The following is an 18,213-nucleotide window of genomic DNA, read 5'->3' as shown; positions in this document are numbered from 1 at the left end:
GCGGGTCAGCGGGGGACAGCGACCGAGTTGATCGCTGAGGCGAGGATGGCGGACACGCCGACCCCCTCCAGCTCGGACTCCGGCCGCAGCGAAAGGCGGTGCGCCAGAGTCGAATACGACATGGTCTTCACGTCGTCAGGGGTGACGAAGTCGCGTCCCTGCAGCCAGGCCCAGCACCGCGAGGTCAGCAGCAGGGCCGTGGCGCCACGGGGACTCACGCCCAGCGATAACGACGGCGAGGTGCGGGTCGCGCGGGCAATGTCCACGATGTACGCGGCGATCTCCGGGGCGACGTGCACGGTGCGGACCCCTGCCGAGCCGGCCGCGAGATCGTCGGCGGTCGCCACCGGCTTGATGGCGCTCAGGTCGCGCGGGTCGAACCCTTCGGCGTGCCGCATCAGGACGGTGACTTCCTGCTCGCGCGGCGGTAGATCGACCACGACCTTCATCAGGAACCGGTCGAGCTGCGCCTCGGGCAGCGGATAGGTGCCTTCGTATTCGACCGGGTTCTGCGTGGCACACACCAGGAACGGTTCGGGCAGCGCATGCGGCTCTCCATCGACGGTCACCTGGCGTTCTTCCATAGCCTCCAGGAGCGCTGACTGGGTCTTGGGTGGCGTGCGGTTGATCTCATCGGCGAGCAGCAGGTTGGTGAAGACCGGTCCGGGACGGAAGTCGAATTGCGAACGGCCCGCGTCGAATACGAGTGAACCGGTGATGTCACCGGGCATCAGGTCCGGGGTGAACTGCACGCGTTTGGTGTCCAGATCGATGGCTGCTGCGAGGGAGCGCACCAGCAATGTCTTGGCGACGCCGGGGACGCCCTCGAGCAGGACGTGCCCCTTGGCCAGCAGCGCGATGATCAGGCTGGTGACGACGGACTCCTGCCCGACGACGGCGTGGCCGACCTGCTCGCGGACGGCCAGGAGCGCCTCTCGTGCGCGGTCTTGGTTCATTGCGGTCGGACCTGCCTTTCCAAGGTGGTGAGTTCGTTGGCGAGATGGACGAGTTCGGCGTCGCCGACGACGGGTCCGTCGAGCAACAGGGTCGCGATTTCCTGCTCCGTGCGGCCCGTCTGAGTGGCGGCGGCACGCACGACGTCCGGGGTGCCGAGGTAGGTCGAGACCCGCGTGCGGGTCGCCGCCCGCAACGCCTGCGCGGCGCGGTCGGTGTCCTTGGCTTTGCGGTAGAGCCGGCCCCGTGCGTTGGTGGTCTCCTGTGCGGGTACGACGACCGGCAGGGGCTCGCGGACCAGTCGCCCGAGCCGTCGGCCGCGCCAGAGCATCAACGCGACGGTGGCTGCGGCGAGCACGGCGATCATCGGGGACCACCAGTCCGGCCAGGGCAGGCCGCCAGCACGCTCACCGGCTGCGCCCGCGTCGCCGCTGAACCACAGCAGGTTCTTGGATCCGCCGAGGGCGCGCAGGCCGATGGCCGCGTTGTCCGCCTTCAGCACGCTGTCGTTGGCGATCGCTCCGGTCGCACCCAGCAGGAGGACGTTGTCGTCCAGTTGGACTGCGGCGTAACCGTGTTCGCGCGCCAAACAGGCGTGTCCGGTGGTGTCGTCGTAGGTGACGTCGGTCGAGCGTCCTGCCGACTGCAGGCCGTCCAGCCAGTCGATGGTGCAGCCCGAGCCCGGTTCGCTGGCGAACGGTACGTCCACCAGTGGTGGATCCGGCGCGAGCAGGACGATGCGATAGGCCGAGGAGAAGTGGTCCTGGATGTTGTGCAGCTGTCCTGGGTCGAGCAGGTCGGGGTCACTGATCAGGATCGTGTCCTGGGGCGAGGACTCGGTGCCCATCAGATCGTCCAGGCTGCGCACCGGCGTGACGTCGACCCCGGTCTGGCTGAGCACCCGGGCGATGGCCTGCCCGCCCACCGGAGCCGGATTGTCCGGGTCGAACCAGGTCGGGTTCGTGCTCTGCCGACTCGCCAGGAACGCCGACACCACGATCAGGAGCAACGCCACGGCGCCCCAGAACGCCCAGGGATGCCGCTTCACGTGAGAACCACGGGACGTGCTGCCCGAAGCCGCTCATCCAGCCCGCGGATCCGGGTGACGTCGGCCTCGGAAGCCGGCACCTCGCCGTACCGGAAGAGGTCGAATCCGCTTGCGGCGCTCTGGATCTCGCCGGCTTCGACGGGGAAGCAGGCCGCCAGCGGCCGGCCGAGTTCGTGCGCGGTCAGGCCCGCGTCGGCGGGCACCAGGGCACGCTCCTGGCCACTGCGGGCCAGGGCCCGGAAGTAGTCCAGGTAGGCCAGGGTGAAGTCACCGCGGGCCATTGCCGAGTCGGCGGTGGAACGCAGTTGTGCGGCGGTCGCGGTGGCGTCGGTGAAGACGAGGTCGTCGGTGGTGACGGGTGCGGCGCGCCGGGCGCGGAACCGGGTGAGGGAATAGCCGATCGCGATCGCGAGAAGGACCAACAGAACGGCGACGACGACGCCTGGTGTCGAACTGGCGTGGCGCAGAACCGGATCCAGGACGTGGTCGTTGAACCAGTCCCTGGCCTCCTGCAGCCAGTTGCGTTGCGGCGCGTACTCCGGATTGGCCAGTTCCTGCCGGAGCAGATCGCGGGCGTGATCGGGATCGATCACTGCGCGGCTGCCATGAGCGTGACGTCCAGGGCCTCTTTGCGGATCCGCTGATCGATGTAGAGCAACCCGGTGACGTTGGCGGAGAAGGGGGCCAGCACACCGCCGACGATGGCCGACCAGATCGTCGTCAGTGTCACACTGACCGGCCCGCCGAGACCGAGCCCGAGCAGAGCGACCGGTGTGGTCGCGAATGCGGCAATGACGCCCACCACGATCCGGGTGAGCAACGAGATTCCGAGGATCCGCCAGAACTGGTTGCGGGACAACGACCAGGAGCGTTTGAGGGCCTGGATCGGGCCGCTCTTCTCCAGAACGACGACCGGAGCCGACAGTGACAGACGGGTCCAGCAGAAGATCACACCGGCCCCGACCAGGAGCACCAGCGGGACGGCAATCGCCACGACCACGCCGCCGCTGAGGGTCCGGGTCAGCAGCACGATGAGCCCCACGAGCAGGCCGCCAATCACAGCTGTCGCGGCAGCGAAGAGCAGGGCCAGCCCCAACAGCGGCAGGATCCGCGACCGGATGCCCTGCCAGGCGGCGCCGATACTGCACCGTCGGCCGAGGACCGCTTCGGCAAGGACGAAGACCAGCATCCCGGCCAGCACGATGCCTACGAGGCTGCTGACCACGTTGCCACCGACCTGGGCGACCAGCCCCCGGGAGTCGGTCTCGACGCCGCCGTAGAAGGTGGCCCGCGACAGCAGCGCCACCGCGAGGACCGAGGGGATCGAGGCGATCAGCGTGACGATCAGCGACAACCCGATCGTGGCCGTCGGATTGCCCCGGATCGTCGCGATCGCGCCCTCCCAGATGTCGCCGAGTTTCAACGGCCGCAACGGGATCACGCCGGGTTTGGGGCTCAGCGGGACCGGTTGGTAGGGCATCATCGGCGCCTGTTGCCCCCACTGCGGCGCGCCCTGCGCACCCTGCCCTTCCGGCGGCGTCCAGCCCTGGCTCATAGCCGCAGCCTAGCTAGGGTGAGGATCATGCTGGCTGACCTGATCGACCACACCTTGCTCAAACCCGAAGCGACCGCCGCCGACGTGCAGGCGCTGATCGACGAGGCCGAGGAGTTGGGCACCTATTCGGTCTGTGTCTCGCCGAGCATGCTGCCGCTCGTCTTGCCCGATGACCTGAAGCTCGCCGTCGTGGCCGGGTTCCCCAGCGGCAAGCACCATTCCTCGATCAAGGCAGCCGAGGCGGCGCTCGCCGTCGCACAGGGGGCCGACGAGGTCGACATGGTGATCGACGTGGGTGCGGCCGTCGCGGGGGAGTACGAAGCGGTCGCGGACGATATCGCCCAGGTGCGGGCCGCCGTACCGGATGCGGTCCTGAAGGTGATCATCGAGTCCGCGGCGTTGTCCGATGAGGCGATCGTCGCCGTGTGTGAGGCGGCCGTGGCGCAGGGTGCCGACTTCGTGAAGACGTCGACCGGGTTCCACCCGGCGGGTGGGGCATCGGTGCACGCGGTCGAACTGATGGCTCGCACGGTCGCCGGCCGCGCGGGGGTCAAGGCATCCGGTGGCATCCGCGACCGGGCGACCGCGGAGGCGATGGTCGCGGCCGGTGCGACCCGGCTCGGAGTGTCCAACAGTCGCGCGGTGCTGGCGTGAACGTACGCCGGGTGGTGCGGCAGGGCTCCTCCCTCGCCATCGGGTGGGGGCTGATCGGGCTCTGCGTACTGCTCGGTGTGATCTTCGCCTTCGGTCGCGGCGGCCTGGACCTGGAGTCTGCGTGCTTCCTGGCCGCGGTGGCCCTGATCCTGTGGGCGATCTTCGTGCGGCCCTGTCTGATCCTGGCCACCGGTGGCGTCGGACTGCACAACATCGTCCGCGACATCGATATGACCTGGCCCGTGGTCGATCTGATCGAAAGTCGTTGGAATCTCAAGATTTTCGCGGCCGACGGGCGGGGCTGGGGATCGTGGGCGATCACCACCCAGCGCCCGAGCGCACGCGGCGCGGTGCGCACCGGTGGCGGCAGTGGGCTGGGCCTGGGCCGGGCGGCGCCGGAGGATCTGAAGGACCCCACCGCGTCGGCGTCGAGCCTGGCTCGCACGATCCAGGAGGCGAAGGAGGACTACGAGCGCGCGGTCCGTCAGGGTCACCTGCAGGCGCAGCCGGAACAGGTGAAGATCCGCCCGGCGTGGCCGTCGATCGCCGCGCTGGTCGCTGCCGTGGTCCTGATCGTGGTCGGCTTCGTCAGCTGAGCAGGTCGCGGACCGCACCGTTGATGGTCGCGAGGCTTGCCACGGCTGCTTCTCGTGAGTCGGCGATTGCCTCGAGGTAGACCTTCAGCTTCGGCTCAGTTCCGCTGGGCCGGATGATGATTCGCGTCCGGTCGGCCAGGTGGATCCGCACCCCTTCGGTCGGGGGCAGTTCCCCGCCCTGCGCCAGATCTTCGAACCCGGCGACCGCGATGCCGGCGATCTGCGTGGGCGGCTGCTCCAGCAGGGCACTTGGCAGTCCCGCACCGCGGATCGAGAAACTGTCGGTGACGTGCGCGCCGTACCTCACGTCCAATTCGCGCAAGACATCCAGTAGCGTCCGCCCGGCCGCCTTGAGGGTGGCAGCGAGTTCGGCGACCAGCAGGGCGGCGCTGACCCCGTCCTTGTCGCGCACCTTCCCCGGGTCGACGCAGTAGCCGAGCGCTTCCTCGTAGCCATAGACCAGACCGGGCACCCGGCTGATCCACTTGAACCCGGTGAGCGTTTCCTGGTGGCGGACACCGTTGCCGTGCGCCATCGCCGCGAGCAGCCGGGAGGACACGATCGAGTTGGCGAAGACACCACCTTCGGGGATACCCCGCGCGAGCAGGTGGTAGCCCAGGAGCGCGCCGACCTCGTCGCCGCGCAGCATCCGCCACCCGTCCACGTCGGGTACGGCGACCGCGCACCGATCCGCGTCCGGATCGTTGGCGATGACCAGGTCTGCGTTCTCCAGGCGGGCGGTCTCCAGGGCGAGGTCGATCGCGCCGGCCTCCTCGGGGTTGGGGAAGGCGACGGTGGGAAAATCGGGATCCGGTTGCTGCTGGGCGGCGACCGGGATCGGCGGGGCGGATCCGGCGGCCTCGAACGCGTCGAGCACGATCTGTGAGCCCACCCCGTGCAACGCGGTGTGGACCACCCGTAGGTCACGGGGCGAATCGGGAGCGACTACCTGGATGACGTCCTCCAGGTAGGCCTCCACGATGTCGTCCCCGAGCGTCTGCCAGCCGTCGTCGGCGACCGGCACATCGGCGGCCCGGGGCGCGATGAGGGCTTTGATCTCCTCGTCGGCCGGCGGCACGATCTGGCTGCCGTCACCGAGGTAGACCTTGTAGCCGTTGTCCTGCGGCGGGTTGTGGCTGGCGGTGACCATGACACCCGCGTCAGCGCCGAGCACCCGAATCGCGTAGGCCAGCACTGGTGTCGCCAACGGCCGGGGTAGCAGCATGGCGTGACCGCCGGCAGCAACGGTGACTGCGGCGGTGTCCCGGGCGAAGACGTCGGAGTTGTGGCGGGCGTCGTAGCCGATCACCAGCGCCGGCTCGACGCCGAGGTAACGGACCAGGCCAGCTGCCACTCGGCGTACGACGACGCGGTTCATCCGGTTGGGACCGGCGCCGAGCGCACCACGCAACCCGGCTGTCCCGAACTCCAGGAACCCGCTGAAGCGATCGGTGAGCGCGTCCTCGTCATCCAGCAGCCCGGTCAGCTCCGCCCGGGTCGCGGCGTCCGGGTCGTCGGCGATCCATGCCTCGGCGTCCTCCCGCAACGTCACGGCAGTCTCCGGATCACGTTCGCCAGCAACTCGCCGCATCTGCCCGCGGCGGCCTGCCCAGCCTCGATCACCTCTTGGTGGGACAGCGGCTGGTCGCTGACGCCAGCGGCAAGGTTGGTGACCAGGGAGATGCCCAGGACCTTCATCCCCGATTGGCGAGCCGCGATGGCCTCCAGGGTGGTGGACATCCCGACCAGGTCGGCGCCCATGATGCCTGCCATCTTCACTTCGGCGGGGGTCTCGTAGTGCGGTCCGCGGAACTGGGCGTAAACGCCCTCGGCCAGCGACGGATCGACGGTGTGGGCGATGTCACGCAGCTCTCGTGAATAGAGGTCGGTGAGGTCGACGAAGTTCGCGCCCTCGATCGGGGAGGCCGCCGTGAGGTTGATGTGGTCGCGGATGAGGACCGGCGTGCCGGGACCCCAGTCGGTGTTCAACCCGCCGCAGCCGTTCGTGAGCACGATGGTCCCGCAACCGGCGGCGGCCGCGGTGCGCACCGGGTGGACGACGGCCCGCACTCCGCGGTCCTCATAGAAGTGCGTGCGGGTGCCGAAAACCAATGCGCGGCGGTCGGTTTCGCCGATCTGGACTGAACGCACGGTGCCGATATGGCCGGCGACAGCGGCGGGTTTGAAACCGGGCAGGTCGGTGTTGTCGATCGTGGTGAGCGTCGGCCCGATCAGGTCGGCCGTCCTGCCCCAGCCGGATCCCAGCACCAGCGCCACGTCGTGGGCGGTGACTCCGGTGCGTTCGGCGATGACGTCAGCAGCCGCCTGGGCGAGTTCGAAGGGTTCCTGGGTGTCAGCCACCCCGTCAGGTTAGTGGGGCGGCCGTGGAAAGATGAGGGCCGTGACGACTCGAAAGCGCTCCGTAGTCGTGATCGGTGGTGGCCCGGGTGGCTACGAGGCGGCCCTGGTCGGCGCCCAGCTCGGCGCCATGGTCACCGTGATCGAGAAAGAAGGCATGGGCGGTGCCGCCGTCCTCACCGACTGCGTGCCGAGCAAGGCCCTGATCGCGACGTCGGACTTCATGTCCCGCTTCGAGGCGGCCGGCCGGCTGGGTGTCGGGTTCGACACGACCGAGTTGGACCAGCACGCGCACGCCGACGTGCAGCAGATCAACCAGCGGATCGTGCGGCTGGCCAAGGCCCAGAGCCTGGACATCCGGGCGCAGTGCGAGAGCGCCGGCGTGCAGGTCTTCGACGGCACCGGGCAGATCGTCGACCGGGGCCGGGTGTACGCCGAGGGCACGAACGGCGTGGCCCGCGAGTTCGGCGCGGACACGATTCTGGTCGCTGTGGGTACGACGCCCCGCCAGTTGCCGACGGCCGTCCCCGACGGGGAGCGGATCCTGACGTGGCAGCAGATCTACGACCTGCCCGAACTGCCCAAACATCTGATCGTGGTCGGTTCCGGTGTCACCGGTGCTGAGTTGGCGCACGCCTATCTGGGGTTGGGTTGCGAGGTCACGCTGGTCTCGTCGCGTGACCGGGTGCTGCCGGGTCAGGACGCGGACGCGGCGACGGTCATCGAGAACGTCTTCCGCCGCCGGGGGATGAACGTGCTGAACAAGTCGCGCGCGGTCGGTGCGGAGCGGGTCGGCGACTCGGTCGTGGTCACGTTGGACGACGGCCGGACGGTCGAGGGTTCACACGCGCTGCTGGCTGTGGGCGCCATTCCGCAGACCGAGGGCATCGGGCTGCAGGCGGCGGGGGTCGAGACGACTGCTTCCGGGCACATCGTGGTCGACCGGGTGTCGCGCACCAGCGTCCCGGGGATTTACGCGGCGGGGGACTGCACGGGGGTCTACCCGTTGGCGTCGGTGGCGGCGATGCAGGGCCGGATCGCGATGTTCCACGCGCTGGGCGATGCCGTGGCTCCCCTGAACCTGCGCGGTGTCTGCGCGAATATCTTCACCGACCCGGAGATCGCGACGGTGGGCTACTCGATGGCGGACATCGACGAGGGCAAGGTCGAAGCGCGCACCGTGACGCTGCCCCTCTCGACAAACCCGCGGGCCAAGATGCGCAACATCACCGATGGTTTCGTGAAGCTGTTTGCCCGCCCCGGATCCAACACGATCGTGGGTGGGGTGGTCGTGGCGCCGCAGGCTTCGGAACTGATCTTCCCGATCGGTATCGCGGTGCAGAACCGGCTCACGGTCGACCAGTTGGCCTCCACCTTCTCGGTCTATCCCTCGATGACCGGGTCGATCACCGAGGCGGCGCGGCGGCTGCACACGCTGGAGTCCTAGGCGTCTTGTTGCACTCCGCGGGACCAGCCCTCGTGATGACCAGGGATGTTGTCAGACCCTTGATCTAGGTTCCTCGTATGGACGAAACCGAGGTGCTGAACGAGGCCGAACAGGCCGCGCTCGCCCTCGTGCGCGACTGCCGTGCGCGGATCAATTCAACTGCAGGACAGTTCGATTCGGCTCGGATCAGTGACGTGCTCATCCAGGAGCTCGAGCACCTCAAACATGCGATCAGCGCCCGGCAGATCGAACTGACCGCTCACGCCGTGACCAGTGCGAAGGACCGGTTGCAACCGAAGTCCACGGTGCCGCCGGGGTGGGCCGCGCGGGTCACCGCCGTCGCGGTCGGGTTCGCACGTCGACGCCACCCGGTGGCCGCTGCCCGCCTGGTCCACCAGGCCCAGGTGCTCACCCACGAGATGCCAGCGGTGCTGGACGGCATGCGCGCCGGGGAGATCGGCGAGGAGCAGGCCGCCATCCTGGTCCGGGAGACCGAGGGCCTCGGCGCCGCCGCCCGCGCACAGGTTGCCGATGAAGTCTCCGACCGGTGGCAACGACTGGGGGACCGCGGGTTGCGCGAGGCGGCCCGGCTCGTCGTCAACCGCCTCGACCCGGACCTCGCCGGGGTCCGCGCGATTGCCGCCGCACACGATCGACACGTCAGCTGGCGCTCCGCGCCCGACTCGATGCTGCGACTGACTGCGCTCCTGCCGGCGCGGGAGGGTCTGGCCTGTGTCCAGGCGCTCCAGGCCGATCCCGACGTGGCGGCCGCCAAGGCTCCCGACCGCAACCGGGCGATGGCCGATGCACTGGTCTCCCGGGTCACCGGGCGGGCTACGGGCCAGCCGGCACCGGTCGACGTACGGGTCAATCTGATGATCCCCATCGAGACCCTCATCAGGGACGCACCGGGTTATCTGGAGGGGTACGGCACGATCCCCGGTCATCTCGCCCGGGAGCTGATCACCGCCTGTCCGGACAAGGACGGCCCGGCGATCCGACGGATTTTCACCGCGCCGGGTCACGAGGATCTGATCGGGATGGAGTCGACCGCGCGGACCTACCGGGGGTTACTGCGCGAGTTCATCACCCTGCGCGACCAGCGCTGCCGCACGCCGTTCTGCGAGTCTGACGTCAAACACATCGATCACGTCCAGCCCGTCGCCGAGGGTGGCCCGACCTCGGCCGACAACGCCGACGCCGACTGCGCGCACTGCAACTACACGAAGGAACTGCCCGGCTACGAGGTGACGGGGACCGGGCGGGAGATCACGTATCGCATCGGACGGCTGAGGATGACCAGCACCCCACCCCGGCCACCGAGCGACAGGCCGCGGGAGCCGCTGTCCGGCTTGGAGCGCCGCTTCGTCGAGGTGATCTGGCACGGGTTCACCGGGCTTTGAGTCGTGTCCCCGGCATCGGCGGGGCGGGAATCGGAGGTAGCTGGTCGCCGGCGGGGTAGCCGAACTGCCCGGAGGCATCGCGTTGGCTGATCTGGCGCTGCCATTCGTCCCGGAACGCCACGATCTCGTCATGGTCGCGTCCGACGAAGTTCCACCACATCACCAGTGACTCGCCCAGGGGTTCACCACCGAGCAGGATCACCCGGGCCGGTTCATCGCCGGCAACCAGGGACAGGCTGGGTGCGCCGGGTGGGAAATACCGCAGTTGCGCAGGACCCACCGGTTCGCCGGCGGCAGTGATGTGCCCGGAGTCGACCAGGACGCCGTACTCGAAGTCGGCTTCCAGGTCGACGTCCACCCGAGCCCCCGGGGCGAAATCGAGTTGCGCCCCGAGCAGGGGGGTGTACGTCGTGACCGGGCTTGACTGCCCGGCCAGGGTCCCGAGGAAGACCCGCAGGGCAACGCCGTCGGACTCGCTGACCGGCGGCACGAAGTGCTGGAGGTTCGGCTCGCTGAACCGGTCGCGGTCCGGCAGGGCCAGCCACAGCTGGACGCCGTGCAAGGTGGCCGGACCGCTCGGATCGGAGATCTCCGAGTGGCTGATGCCGCGGCCGGCGTTCATCAGGTTGAGCTCGCCGGGCAGCACGGCCTGCACGTTGCCGACGGAGTCCCGGTGCTGGATCCGGCCCTCGAAAAGCCAACTGACAGTGGCTAATCCGGTATGCGGGTGGGGTGCTACCTGCATCCCGCCGGTTTGCGAGATGTCATCGGGGCCGTAGTGGTCGGCGAAGCACCACGCACCGATCAGGCTTCGCGCGCGCTGCGGGAGGGTGCGCCGTACCGTCATCGCCCGCAGCCCACCCAACGGCACATCGCGCGCAGGGAGCAACTCGCTGCGGCCGGCGCACGGAGCGGCCTGGATCGGTACTTCGATCGGGTGCGGGTCCGGGTTGGTCATGGACCAACCCTCGCACGTGCGTCAGACGGTGGCGAAGCCGTAGCGCCAGCCGTCGCGGTAGTAGGGCACCAAGTGCTCGCGGCTGGCCAGGCGCACCCTGCGGTTCGCCATGAAGAAGCGGGTCAGAACCGTGGCGTAGATCCCGATCGAGAGCAGTGCGGCGACGCCGCCGATGATGGCGAACGCCGTGACGGCGAAGGTGATATCAGCCATGACCAGGACACTACAGATGTAGTAAGAATGCGCTCAAGTTGAGTCGTCGTGACGTCGCTCACCCGTCTGCTCCGGCAACAGGCCCTCGCGTTCCCACCGGTCGTAGCGGGCCTGCCGGATACGCGGCCGGACCCACCGGACATAGGCCAGCGCGAGCCCGATGACCACCAGTAGCGGCAGCAGATTGCCCCATCTCATACCGCCACCGTATGCCGGGGCTACGCTGAGCGCGTGTCGAAGTCCCTCGAGCGCCGTCGCGCCGTACGTACTCGCCGAAGCCGTCCGGAGGGCACCGCGGCCCGTCAGCTGCACCTTCTGGAGTCGGCGGCGGCCGTCGTCGCCGAGCAGGGACTGCGTGGTCTGACCCACCGGGCGGTGGACCGTGAGGCAGGGCTTCCGGAGGGCACCTGCTCGGTCTACTACCGCACCCGCCTCGCGCTGCTGACGGCGCTCACCGAACACGTCGGGGCGCGGTTCACCAGCGACGTCGCGGCGATGGGTGAGGGCTTCTCCGATGAGGAGATCCTCAACCGTGTCTTCGTGGTGAACGCCTGCACCAGGCTGCTGCACGGCTGGACCCAGGACGCGACGCTGGTGATCGCCATGGGCGAGCTGAGCTTCGAGTCGCTACGCAAGCCGACGCTGGCACCGGCCGCCAACCACTGGCGGGAGATGATGGCGTTCATTGTCGAGACGATCGTCGAGCGGATGGGTATCTCCGCACCGGAGATGCGCTCCAAGGCACTCGTGTCATCCCTCGAGGGCATCGTCGTGAGCTCGATGAAGCTGCAGCCGGCCGCTCGCGAACCCTACCTGCGCCACACGATCGGCATCCTGGTCCTGGGCATCCTGAACCTCGACGCCGCCGACGTTCTCGCGCTCGACGAGGAGCGGTTGCAGCTCAGTCAGTGATCGTCGCCAGCACGGTGCCGGAGGTGACCGTCTCGCCGACGCTTGCCGACAGCCCGCTGATCGTGCCGTCCTTGTGCGCGGTGATCGGCTGCTCCATCTTCATCGCTTCCAACACCACCACGGTGTCTCCGCTCGCGACCTGATCGCCGTCGGAGACCAGCACCTTGACGATGGTGCCTTGCATCGGAGCCGTGAGCGCGTCGCCGGACACCGCTGCCCCACCACCACCGGCCCGCTTCTTGCGCTTGGCCGGGCCGGCCGGTGCTGCTGAAGCTCCGGAGAAACCGGCGGGCAGGCTCACCTCCAGGCGCTTGCCACCGACCTCGACCACCAGGCTCTGCCGCTCCTGGGGTTCGTCGTCCTCGGCGAGCGGTCCTGCGTACGCCGGGATCTGGTTGTCGAACTCGGTCTCGATCCACCGGGTGTGGATGGTGAACGGCGTGTCGTCGTCGGTGGCGAACGCCGGGTCGCGCACGACCACCCGGTGGAAGGGCAGCACCGTGGGCATCCCCTCGATGACCAACTCATCGAGCGCTCGGCGGGATCGCTCCAGCGCCTGCTGCCGGTTCGCGCCGGTGACGATGAGCTTGGCCAGCATCGAGTCAAAGGCACCGCCGATGACGTCGCCGCTGACGACGCCGGAGTCGACGCGCACGCCCGGGCCGGACGGCGCGTCGAAGAGCGTGACCGTGCCGGGGGCAGGCAGGAAGCCGCGACCGGCGTCCTCGCCGTTGATCCGGAACTCGATGGAGTGCGCGTGCGGTTCCGGGTCGGGGTAGTCCAGCGTGCCCCCGGCGGCGATCCGGAACTGCTCGCGCACCAGGTCGATGCCGGTGACCTCTTCGGAGACCGGGTGCTCGACCTGCAACCGGGTGTTGACCTCGAGGAAGGAGATGACTCCGTCCTGGCCGACGAGGAACTCGCAAGTACCCGCACTGACGTAATTTGCTTCGCGCAGAATGGCTTTCGAGGCGCGCACCAGTTCAGCGTGCTGCTCCTCGCTCAGGTAGGGCGCAGGCGCCTCCTCGACGAGCTTCTGGTTGCGCCGTTGTAGGGAGCAGTCGCGCGTCGACACGACGACCACGTTGCCGGCTGCATCCGCGAGGCACTGAGTCTCCACATGCCGCGGCTTGTCCAGGAACCGCTCGACGAAGCACTCGCCGCGGCCGAACGCAGTAACTGCTTCACGCACGGCCGAGTCGTAGAGTTCGGGAATCTCCTCCAGCGTGCGGGCCACCTTCAGACCACGTCCGCCACCGCCGTACGCCGCCTTGATCGCCACCGGCAGGCCATGCTCACGGGCGAAGGCAACCACCTCATCGGCGTCGGCGACCGGGTCATTGGTTCCGGGCACGAGCGGAGCGCCGGCCTTGGTGGCGATGTGCCGGGCCTTGACCTTGTCGCCGAGCGAATCGATAGCGGACGGCGGCGGCCCGATCCAGGTCAGCCCGGCGTCGATGACCGCCTGGGCAAAGTCGGCGTTCTCGGACAGGAAGCCGTATCCCGGGTGAATTGCATCCGCGCCGGACTGCGCCGCCACCTCCAGCAGTTTGTCCTGCCGCAGGTAGGAATCGCCGGGTGTCGCCCCGCCCAGCGCGTACGCCTCGTCGGCCACGCGCACGTGCAGCGCGTCCCGGTCCGGGTCGGCGTAGACCGCGACAGAAGGGATGCCTGCGTCCTTGCAGGCGCGGGCGATACGCACAGCGATTTCGCCGCGGTTGGCGATGAGAACCTTCATGCCTTCGACTCTAGTGAGTCACAGAACCTGCTCGACGAAGTGTCGAAGACCCGCCGCCGTGCGCACCTCATGCATGGGGATGATCTGCCCGTACGCCGAGGCGACCGAGTCGCCGGTATCCCACCTCGTGCGGGCCTCGGGATTGAGCCAGTACGCCCGGCGAACCGTGCGACGGATCGACTCCAGAGTGTCCAGATCCGGCCGCGCGTGGTTGCTGCGGGCGTCCCCGAGAATGAGCAACGTGGTGCGGGAGGTGAGCCCGTCGGCCGCGGCCAGGTCGCGCAGCGATTGCTCGTAGTTGCTGGAGCGCCCCCGCCGGGTCAGTTCGGGCCGTTCCAGGGCCCAGTAGGTCAACGAGCCGGTCAGCAGGTCACCGGTGATCAGGTCGGTGATATCGGCGGCGCTGCTGACGAAGCCCAGGACGCGCAACCGGCGGAAGTGACTGTGCAGGGCCTTGAGCAACAACAGCGTGAACATGGAGAAGCCGCCGACCGATCCGGACAGGTCGGCGAGCACCACCAGGTCGGGTCGGTGTTTGGTGCGTTTGCGATACACGGGGTCCATCGGCACCCCACCGGTGGACATCGACGAACGCATGGTGCGACGTACGTCGATCGGCCCGCGCGCGGTCTCCTTGGCTTTCAGCCGAGCCGCGAGTTTCTTTGCCAGCGGGACCAATTCGGCCTTCAGCGCTGCAAGGTCGCCCGGTCCCAGCCCGAGTAGGTCACGATCCAGGAGGGTCTTGTCCACGGCGTACCGGCTGATCTGCTCGACCCCACGGATCTCGGCGTTGCGGCGTCTCGCCTCAGCCTCGACCAACTCCCGGAATTCACGGACCTGCGCGCGCAACTCGTCCCGCTCGAACGCGCCGGCGATGCCTTCACCCGGGTCCCCCAACGCGCCGGCGATCGCGCGCTCCGGGCGCAGTTGCTGGAGCGTCTGCTGGGCCGACCAGCCGGAGCCGACCTGTCCGTGTTGGGTGACCGCGTCCACGGCGAGTTGGTCCAGCGGATCTCCTTGCGCCAGAGCGGTACTCAAAGCCTCCAGCAGATCGCGCTCCTCAACCGGTCGCACACCCACCGCAAGCGGGAAGTACAGATCGAACAGCGGGTCGAAGATGGCCCGCTCGTCCGGTGAGCCAGTGAGCGCACTGGCCAGGCCGGCTCGCAGCCGCTCCCGGTTGGCGAAACCGAGGGTCTGCGCCGCCAGCGCTGCGTCGATACCCTCACTGGTGCCGACGGGGACGCCGTGCTCCCGCAGCGCGTGGGTGAATCCGACCAGCCGGTCGGCTATTTCAGCCATGCGGACCGCACGGTGTCGATGTCGGTCTGATGTTTGAGCACCACCCCGAGGGTGCGTTCGACCAGCGCTGGGTCGAGGTCATCGGCGCCCAGAGCCAGCAGGGTGCGGGCCCAGTCGACGGTCTCGGAGATCGACGGCGCCTTGCGCAGGTCCAGGTCGCGCAGCGCGGCGACGGTCCGCACCACCGAGGCGTTGAGCGCCTCCGGCAGACCGGGCGCGTGCAGCTGCACGATCTCGCGCTCGCGTTGCTGGGTCGGGTAGTCCAGATGCAGGTAGAGGCAGCGGCGGCGCAGCGCCTCGGACAACTCCCGCTGGGCGTTGGAGGTCAGGACGACCAGCGGTGCGTGCTCGGCCTTGATCGTGCCCAACTCCGGGATGGTCACCTGGAACTCCGAGAGCAGTTCCAGCAGCAGGCCTTCCATCTCCTCGTCCGCCTTGTCGAGTTCGTCGACCAGGAGTACGGCGCGTGCGGGGCTGCGGACCGCCTGCAGCAACGGGCGGGGCAGCAGGAACTCTTCGGTGAAGACACTGGAGTCGTCCCCGGCCGCAGTGATCCGCAGGAGTTGGGCGGCGTGGTTCCATTCGTACAGCGCCCGCGCCTCGTCAACACCCTCGTAGCACTGCAGGCGGATCAGTGCCGCCCCAGTAGCGGTGGCCAGGGCTGCCGCGAGCGCGGTCTTGCCGACGCCGGCGGGTCCTTCGATCAGCAACGGCCGCTGGAGGTGGTCGGCGAGGAAGACCGTCGTCGCGATCGCATCATCCGGCAGGTATCCGGCCCGGCCCAGGGCCTCGCTGACACCATCAGGGTCGGGGAACCACGGCTCACTCACGGTAGTGAGGGTAACGTTCGGGCATGTCGCTGACCCGGCGCCTGGACGCCTTCCAGCAGCGGCATGCCGTGCTGGGGTTCCCGATCGGCGTGATCTACAAGTTCTTCGACGACTACGGAACCTACCTGTCGGCGCTGGTCACCTACTACGCGTTCGTCTCGATCTTCCCGCTGTTGCTGCTGGCCAGCACGATCCTGTCGATCGTGCTGCAGGGGCACCCGCACCTGCAGCAGGAGTTGATCGACTCCGCACTGAGTGAGTTCCCGGTGATCGGGGACCAGCTGAAGACGCCGCAGAGCCTCAGCGGCAGTTGGACGGCGATTTTCATCGGGGTGATCGTGGCCCTCTACGGTGCGCTCGGGGCGGCCCAGGCCATCCAGTACGTGTCGAACCAGGTGTGGCAGGTGCCGCGGAACAACCGCCCGAATCCCTTTGTGGCTAGAGGCAAGTCGATCCTGATCATCCTGATCATGGGCATCGGCGTCTTCGGGGTGAGCCTGGCGAACGTCATCATCAGCCGGTGGACCTTCCTGGGGGAGCACAGCGGTCTGATCGCCGACGCCGTCGCGTTCCCGGTGATCGTCGCCTCCATCATGTTCATCTTCCAGCTGAGCGCCTCGTCCCGGGTGCGGCCCATGCACGTGTTGCCCGGAGCGATCGTCGCAAGCGTCCTGCTGCGGATCCTGCAGGGGTTCGGTGCGTCCTACGTGTCCAGGGTCGTGGCCAAGTCTTCGAGCGTGGACGGGGTTTTCGCGATCGTCCTTGGTCTGCTTGCCTTCGTCTACCTGGTCGCGATGAGTCTGATCCTGGCGATGGAGATCAACGTCGTGTGGCGCAAGCGGCTGTTCCCGCGATCCTTGCTGACGCCGTTCAGCGACAACGTGGAACTGACCCGGGCCGACCGGGCGATGTACGCCGGTCGGGCCCGGGCCCAGCGCTACAAGGGTTTCCAGGAGATCAACGTGGACTTTGAGCGGGAGCCGGATCAGCAATGACCGAGGACTGCCCGAAGGCGACGCCCTTGTCCTCCTTGCCCAGTGCGGTCAGCACGATCACCGCGATCAGCACCGGCACGATCGTCGCGGCCAGCGCGAACGGGTAGCCGTGCGATGCGGCCAGCGCCTCCTGGATCGGCAGGTTGAACGCGGCCAGACAGTTACCGAGCTGATACGTCACGCCGGGATAGAAGCCCCGGATCTCATCGGGTGACAGCTCGGTCAGGTGCGCCGGGATGACACCCCAGGCGCCCTGGACCATCACCTGCATCAGGAACGAGCCGAGGGTCAACATGCCTGCGGTTGTTGAGAAGGCGAAGATCGGCACGATGGGCAGCGCCAGGATCGCGCAGCCGATGATGATCGCCTTGCGCCCGTACTTCTCCGAGAGCGCGCCGGCGATCAGCCCACCGATGATCGCACCGATGTTGTAGACCACGGCGATCCAGGTGGCGGTGCTCTTGGTCAGGCCGGCGCCGTGGTCGTCGGTGGCCTTCAGGAAGGTCGGGTAGACGTCCTGGGTGCCGTGGCTCATCCAGTTGAATGCGGTCATCAGCAGCACCAGGAAGATGAACCGTTTCCAGATCACCGGGTTGGAGAAGATGTCGCGGGTGCGCGTGCGGGTGGCCTTGACCCGTTCGCGGGTCTGCTCCCAGACTGCCGACTCCTTGACCCGCGCCCGGATGAGCAGCGAGATGGCGGCCGGGATGATCGACAGCGCGAACATCCACCGCCAGTTCAGGCCCAGCCAGGTGTTCAGCAGCAGGAAGGCCAGCGCGGCGAACAGGTAGCCCATCGAGTAGCCGCTCTGCAGGAAACCGGAGAAGAACCCGCGTCGCTCGGCGGGGATCTTCTCCATTGCCAGCGCCGCGCCCAGGCCCCACTCGCCACCCATGCCGATGCCGTAGAGCATCCGCAGGATGATCAGGACGGTGAAGTTGGGCGCGAAGGCGCACAGGAACCCGACCGTGCTGTAGAACGCCACGTTGGTCATCAGCGGGATGCGCCGACCCTTGCGGTCGGCCCACAGACCGAAGAGGAACGCGCCGACCGGGCGCATGATCAGCGTCATGGTCGTGATGAGCGCCATCTTGGTCAGCGGAACGTCGAAGTCCTTGGCGATGTCGGCGTAGATCAGCACGACCAGGAAATAGTCGAACGCGTCCATCGCCCACCCGAGATAGGCGGCGGCGAAGGAGTTGCGTTGATCCGAGGTCAGCGGAGTGGGCATCCCTCGACGATAGCGATCA

19 protein-coding genes are annotated in these 18,213 nt (G+C 68.2%); 6 read left to right on the top strand and 13 right to left on the bottom strand.

Annotated elements, in window-relative coordinates; translation table 11 throughout:
• Positions 1-5: 5 nt before the first annotated feature.
• The 4 genes from AZH51_RS17815 to AZH51_RS17800 are packed head-to-tail and all read right to left on the bottom strand — an operon-like array spanning position 6 to position 3,557.
• On the bottom strand, positions 6-956 hold the full coding sequence (locus AZH51_RS17815; RefSeq protein WP_291526202.1) for a MoxR family ATPase: 951 nt from the start codon (positions 954-956) through the stop codon (positions 6-8).
• Positions 953-2,002, bottom strand: coding sequence for a DUF4350 domain-containing protein (locus AZH51_RS17810; RefSeq protein ID WP_291526201.1), 1,050 nt, complete (start codon positions 2,000-2,002; stop codon positions 953-955). The genes AZH51_RS17815 and AZH51_RS17810 overlap by 4 nt, the downstream gene beginning before the upstream one ends.
• The gene (locus AZH51_RS17805) at positions 1,999-2,595 is read right to left on the bottom strand and encodes a DUF4129 domain-containing protein (RefSeq protein WP_291526200.1); all 597 of its coding nucleotides are present in this window, start codon (positions 2,593-2,595) and stop codon (positions 1,999-2,001) included. The genes AZH51_RS17810 and AZH51_RS17805 overlap by 4 nt, the downstream gene beginning before the upstream one ends.
• Positions 2,592-3,557: a hypothetical protein gene (locus AZH51_RS17800; RefSeq protein ID WP_291526199.1), complete on the bottom strand. Its 966-nt coding sequence runs from the start codon at positions 3,555-3,557 to the stop codon at positions 2,592-2,594. The genes AZH51_RS17805 and AZH51_RS17800 overlap by 4 nt, the downstream gene beginning before the upstream one ends.
• A gap of 27 nt (positions 3,558-3,584) precedes the next feature.
• On the opposite strand from AZH51_RS17800, the gene deoC reads away from it, so the two are divergent.
• Positions 3,585-4,211, top strand: coding sequence for a deoxyribose-phosphate aldolase (gene deoC, locus AZH51_RS17795; RefSeq protein WP_291526198.1), 627 nt, complete (start codon positions 3,585-3,587; stop codon positions 4,209-4,211).
• On the top strand, positions 4,208-4,807 hold the full coding sequence (locus AZH51_RS17790) for a hypothetical protein (RefSeq protein WP_291526197.1): 600 nt from the start codon (positions 4,208-4,210) through the stop codon (positions 4,805-4,807). The genes deoC and AZH51_RS17790 overlap by 4 nt, the downstream gene beginning before the upstream one ends.
• Here AZH51_RS17790 and AZH51_RS17785 read toward each other — a convergent pair.
• A complete protein-coding gene (locus AZH51_RS17785) occupies positions 4,800-6,398 on the bottom strand; it encodes a phospho-sugar mutase (RefSeq protein WP_291526196.1) in 1,599 nt (532 codons plus the stop codon). The genes AZH51_RS17790 and AZH51_RS17785 overlap by 8 nt on opposite strands.
• Positions 6,356-7,168 (bottom strand): purine-nucleoside phosphorylase, encoded by an 813-nt coding sequence (locus AZH51_RS17780; RefSeq protein WP_291526195.1) that lies wholly within the window; start codon positions 7,166-7,168, stop codon positions 6,356-6,358. Before AZH51_RS17780 ends, AZH51_RS17785 begins: the two co-directional genes overlap by 43 nt.
• Positions 7,169-7,208: 40 nt before the next feature.
• Here AZH51_RS17780 and AZH51_RS17775 point away from each other — a divergent pair, with 40 nt between their 5' ends.
• Both AZH51_RS17775 and AZH51_RS17770 read left to right on the top strand, forming a co-directional pair.
• Positions 7,209-8,612 (top strand): NAD(P)H-quinone dehydrogenase, encoded by a 1,404-nt coding sequence (locus tag AZH51_RS17775; protein ID WP_291526194.1) that lies wholly within the window; start codon positions 7,209-7,211, stop codon positions 8,610-8,612.
• 77 nt (positions 8,613-8,689) lie between these two features.
• Entirely contained in the window at positions 8,690-10,015 is a 1,326-nt protein-coding gene (locus AZH51_RS17770; RefSeq protein WP_291526193.1) for an HNH endonuclease, read from the top strand.
• Here AZH51_RS17770 and AZH51_RS17765 read toward each other — a convergent pair.
• Genes AZH51_RS17765 through AZH51_RS17755 form a run of 3 tightly spaced genes read right to left on the bottom strand, consistent with a single transcriptional unit; the run spans position 10,002 to position 11,384 of the window.
• Positions 10,002-10,973, bottom strand: a complete 972-nt coding sequence (locus AZH51_RS17765) for a pirin family protein (RefSeq protein WP_291526192.1) — start codon at positions 10,971-10,973, stop codon at positions 10,002-10,004. The genes AZH51_RS17770 and AZH51_RS17765 overlap by 14 nt on opposite strands.
• Before the next feature lie 21 nt (positions 10,974-10,994).
• Positions 10,995-11,186 carry a hypothetical protein gene (locus AZH51_RS17760; protein ID WP_291526191.1) on the bottom strand — a complete coding sequence of 64 codons (192 nt, stop codon included), beginning with the start codon at positions 11,184-11,186 and terminating at the stop codon, positions 10,995-10,997.
• A 33-nt stretch (positions 11,187-11,219) separates the two neighbouring features.
• Entirely contained in the window at positions 11,220-11,384 is a 165-nt protein-coding gene (locus AZH51_RS17755) for a hypothetical protein (RefSeq protein WP_291526190.1), read from the bottom strand.
• A gap of 33 nt (positions 11,385-11,417) precedes the next feature.
• Here AZH51_RS17755 and AZH51_RS17750 point away from each other — a divergent pair, with 33 nt between their 5' ends.
• Entirely contained in the window at positions 11,418-12,098 is a 681-nt protein-coding gene (locus AZH51_RS17750; RefSeq protein WP_291526189.1) for a hypothetical protein, read from the top strand.
• On the opposite strand, the gene AZH51_RS17745 is transcribed toward AZH51_RS17750, so the two are convergent.
• Genes AZH51_RS17745 through AZH51_RS17735 form a run of 3 tightly spaced genes read right to left on the bottom strand, consistent with a single transcriptional unit; the run spans position 12,088 to position 15,968 of the window.
• Complete coding sequence (locus AZH51_RS17745) at positions 12,088-13,836, bottom strand: biotin carboxylase N-terminal domain-containing protein (protein ID WP_291526188.1); 1,749 nt, start codon at positions 13,834-13,836, stop codon at positions 12,088-12,090. The two genes, AZH51_RS17750 and AZH51_RS17745, sit on opposite strands and share 11 nt — an antisense overlap.
• A gap of 18 nt (positions 13,837-13,854) precedes the next feature.
• Positions 13,855-15,138, bottom strand: coding sequence for a VWA domain-containing protein (locus AZH51_RS17740; protein WP_291526187.1), 1,284 nt, complete (start codon positions 15,136-15,138; stop codon positions 13,855-13,857).
• Positions 15,126-15,968 (bottom strand): MoxR family ATPase, encoded by an 843-nt coding sequence (locus AZH51_RS17735; RefSeq protein WP_291526186.1) that lies wholly within the window; start codon positions 15,966-15,968, stop codon positions 15,126-15,128. Before AZH51_RS17735 ends, AZH51_RS17740 begins: the two co-directional genes overlap by 13 nt.
• 23 nt (positions 15,969-15,991) lie before the next feature.
• Here AZH51_RS17735 and AZH51_RS17730 point away from each other — a divergent pair, with 23 nt between their 5' ends.
• Positions 15,992-16,963 (top strand): YihY/virulence factor BrkB family protein, encoded by a 972-nt coding sequence (locus tag AZH51_RS17730; protein ID WP_291526185.1) that lies wholly within the window; start codon positions 15,992-15,994, stop codon positions 16,961-16,963.
• On the opposite strand, the gene AZH51_RS17725 is transcribed toward AZH51_RS17730, so the two are convergent.
• Positions 16,926-18,194: an MFS transporter gene (locus tag AZH51_RS17725; protein ID WP_291526184.1), complete on the bottom strand. Its 1,269-nt coding sequence runs from the start codon at positions 18,192-18,194 to the stop codon at positions 16,926-16,928. The two genes, AZH51_RS17730 and AZH51_RS17725, sit on opposite strands and share 38 nt — an antisense overlap.
• Positions 18,195-18,213 lie beyond the last annotated feature (19 nt).

It is taken from the genome of Branchiibius sp. NY16-3462-2 (genome assembly GCF_001594145.1).
Classification (GTDB): domain Bacteria; phylum Actinomycetota; class Actinomycetes; order Actinomycetales; family Dermatophilaceae; genus Branchiibius.
This window is presented reverse-complemented; position numbering and strand designations above follow the sequence as displayed.

Excerpts from the sequence above, each read along its gene's own strand:
- AZH51_RS17770 (WP_291526193.1), top strand. The coding sequence starts at position 8,690 with ATGGACGAAACCGAGGTGCTGAACGAGGCCGAACAGGCCGCGCTCGCC.
- AZH51_RS17785 (WP_291526196.1), bottom strand. The coding sequence starts at position 6,398 with ATGCGGCGAGTTGCTGGCGAACGTGATCCGGAGACTGCCGTGACGTTG.
- AZH51_RS17745 (WP_291526188.1), bottom strand. The coding sequence starts at position 13,836 with ATGAAGGTTCTCATCGCCAACCGCGGCGAAATCGCTGTGCGTATCGCC.
- AZH51_RS17725 (WP_291526184.1), bottom strand. The coding sequence starts at position 18,194 with ATGCCCACTCCGCTGACCTCGGATCAACGCAACTCCTTCGCCGCCGCC.
- AZH51_RS17760 (WP_291526191.1), bottom strand. The coding sequence starts at position 11,186 with ATGGCTGATATCACCTTCGCCGTCACGGCGTTCGCCATCATCGGCGGC.
- AZH51_RS17740 (WP_291526187.1), bottom strand. The coding sequence starts at position 15,138 with ATGGCTGAAATAGCCGACCGGCTGGTCGGATTCACCCACGCGCTGCGG.
- AZH51_RS17730 (WP_291526185.1), top strand. The coding sequence starts at position 15,992 with ATGTCGCTGACCCGGCGCCTGGACGCCTTCCAGCAGCGGCATGCCGTG.
- AZH51_RS17800 (WP_291526199.1), bottom strand. The coding sequence starts at position 3,557 with ATGAGCCAGGGCTGGACGCCGCCGGAAGGGCAGGGTGCGCAGGGCGCG.
- deoC (WP_291526198.1), top strand. The coding sequence starts at position 3,585 with ATGCTGGCTGACCTGATCGACCACACCTTGCTCAAACCCGAAGCGACC.
- AZH51_RS17815 (WP_291526202.1), bottom strand. The coding sequence starts at position 956 with ATGAACCAAGACCGCGCACGAGAGGCGCTCCTGGCCGTCCGCGAGCAG.
- AZH51_RS17755 (WP_291526190.1), bottom strand. The coding sequence starts at position 11,384 with ATGAGATGGGGCAATCTGCTGCCGCTACTGGTGGTCATCGGGCTCGCG.
- AZH51_RS17765 (WP_291526192.1), bottom strand. The coding sequence starts at position 10,973 with ATGACCAACCCGGACCCGCACCCGATCGAAGTACCGATCCAGGCCGCT.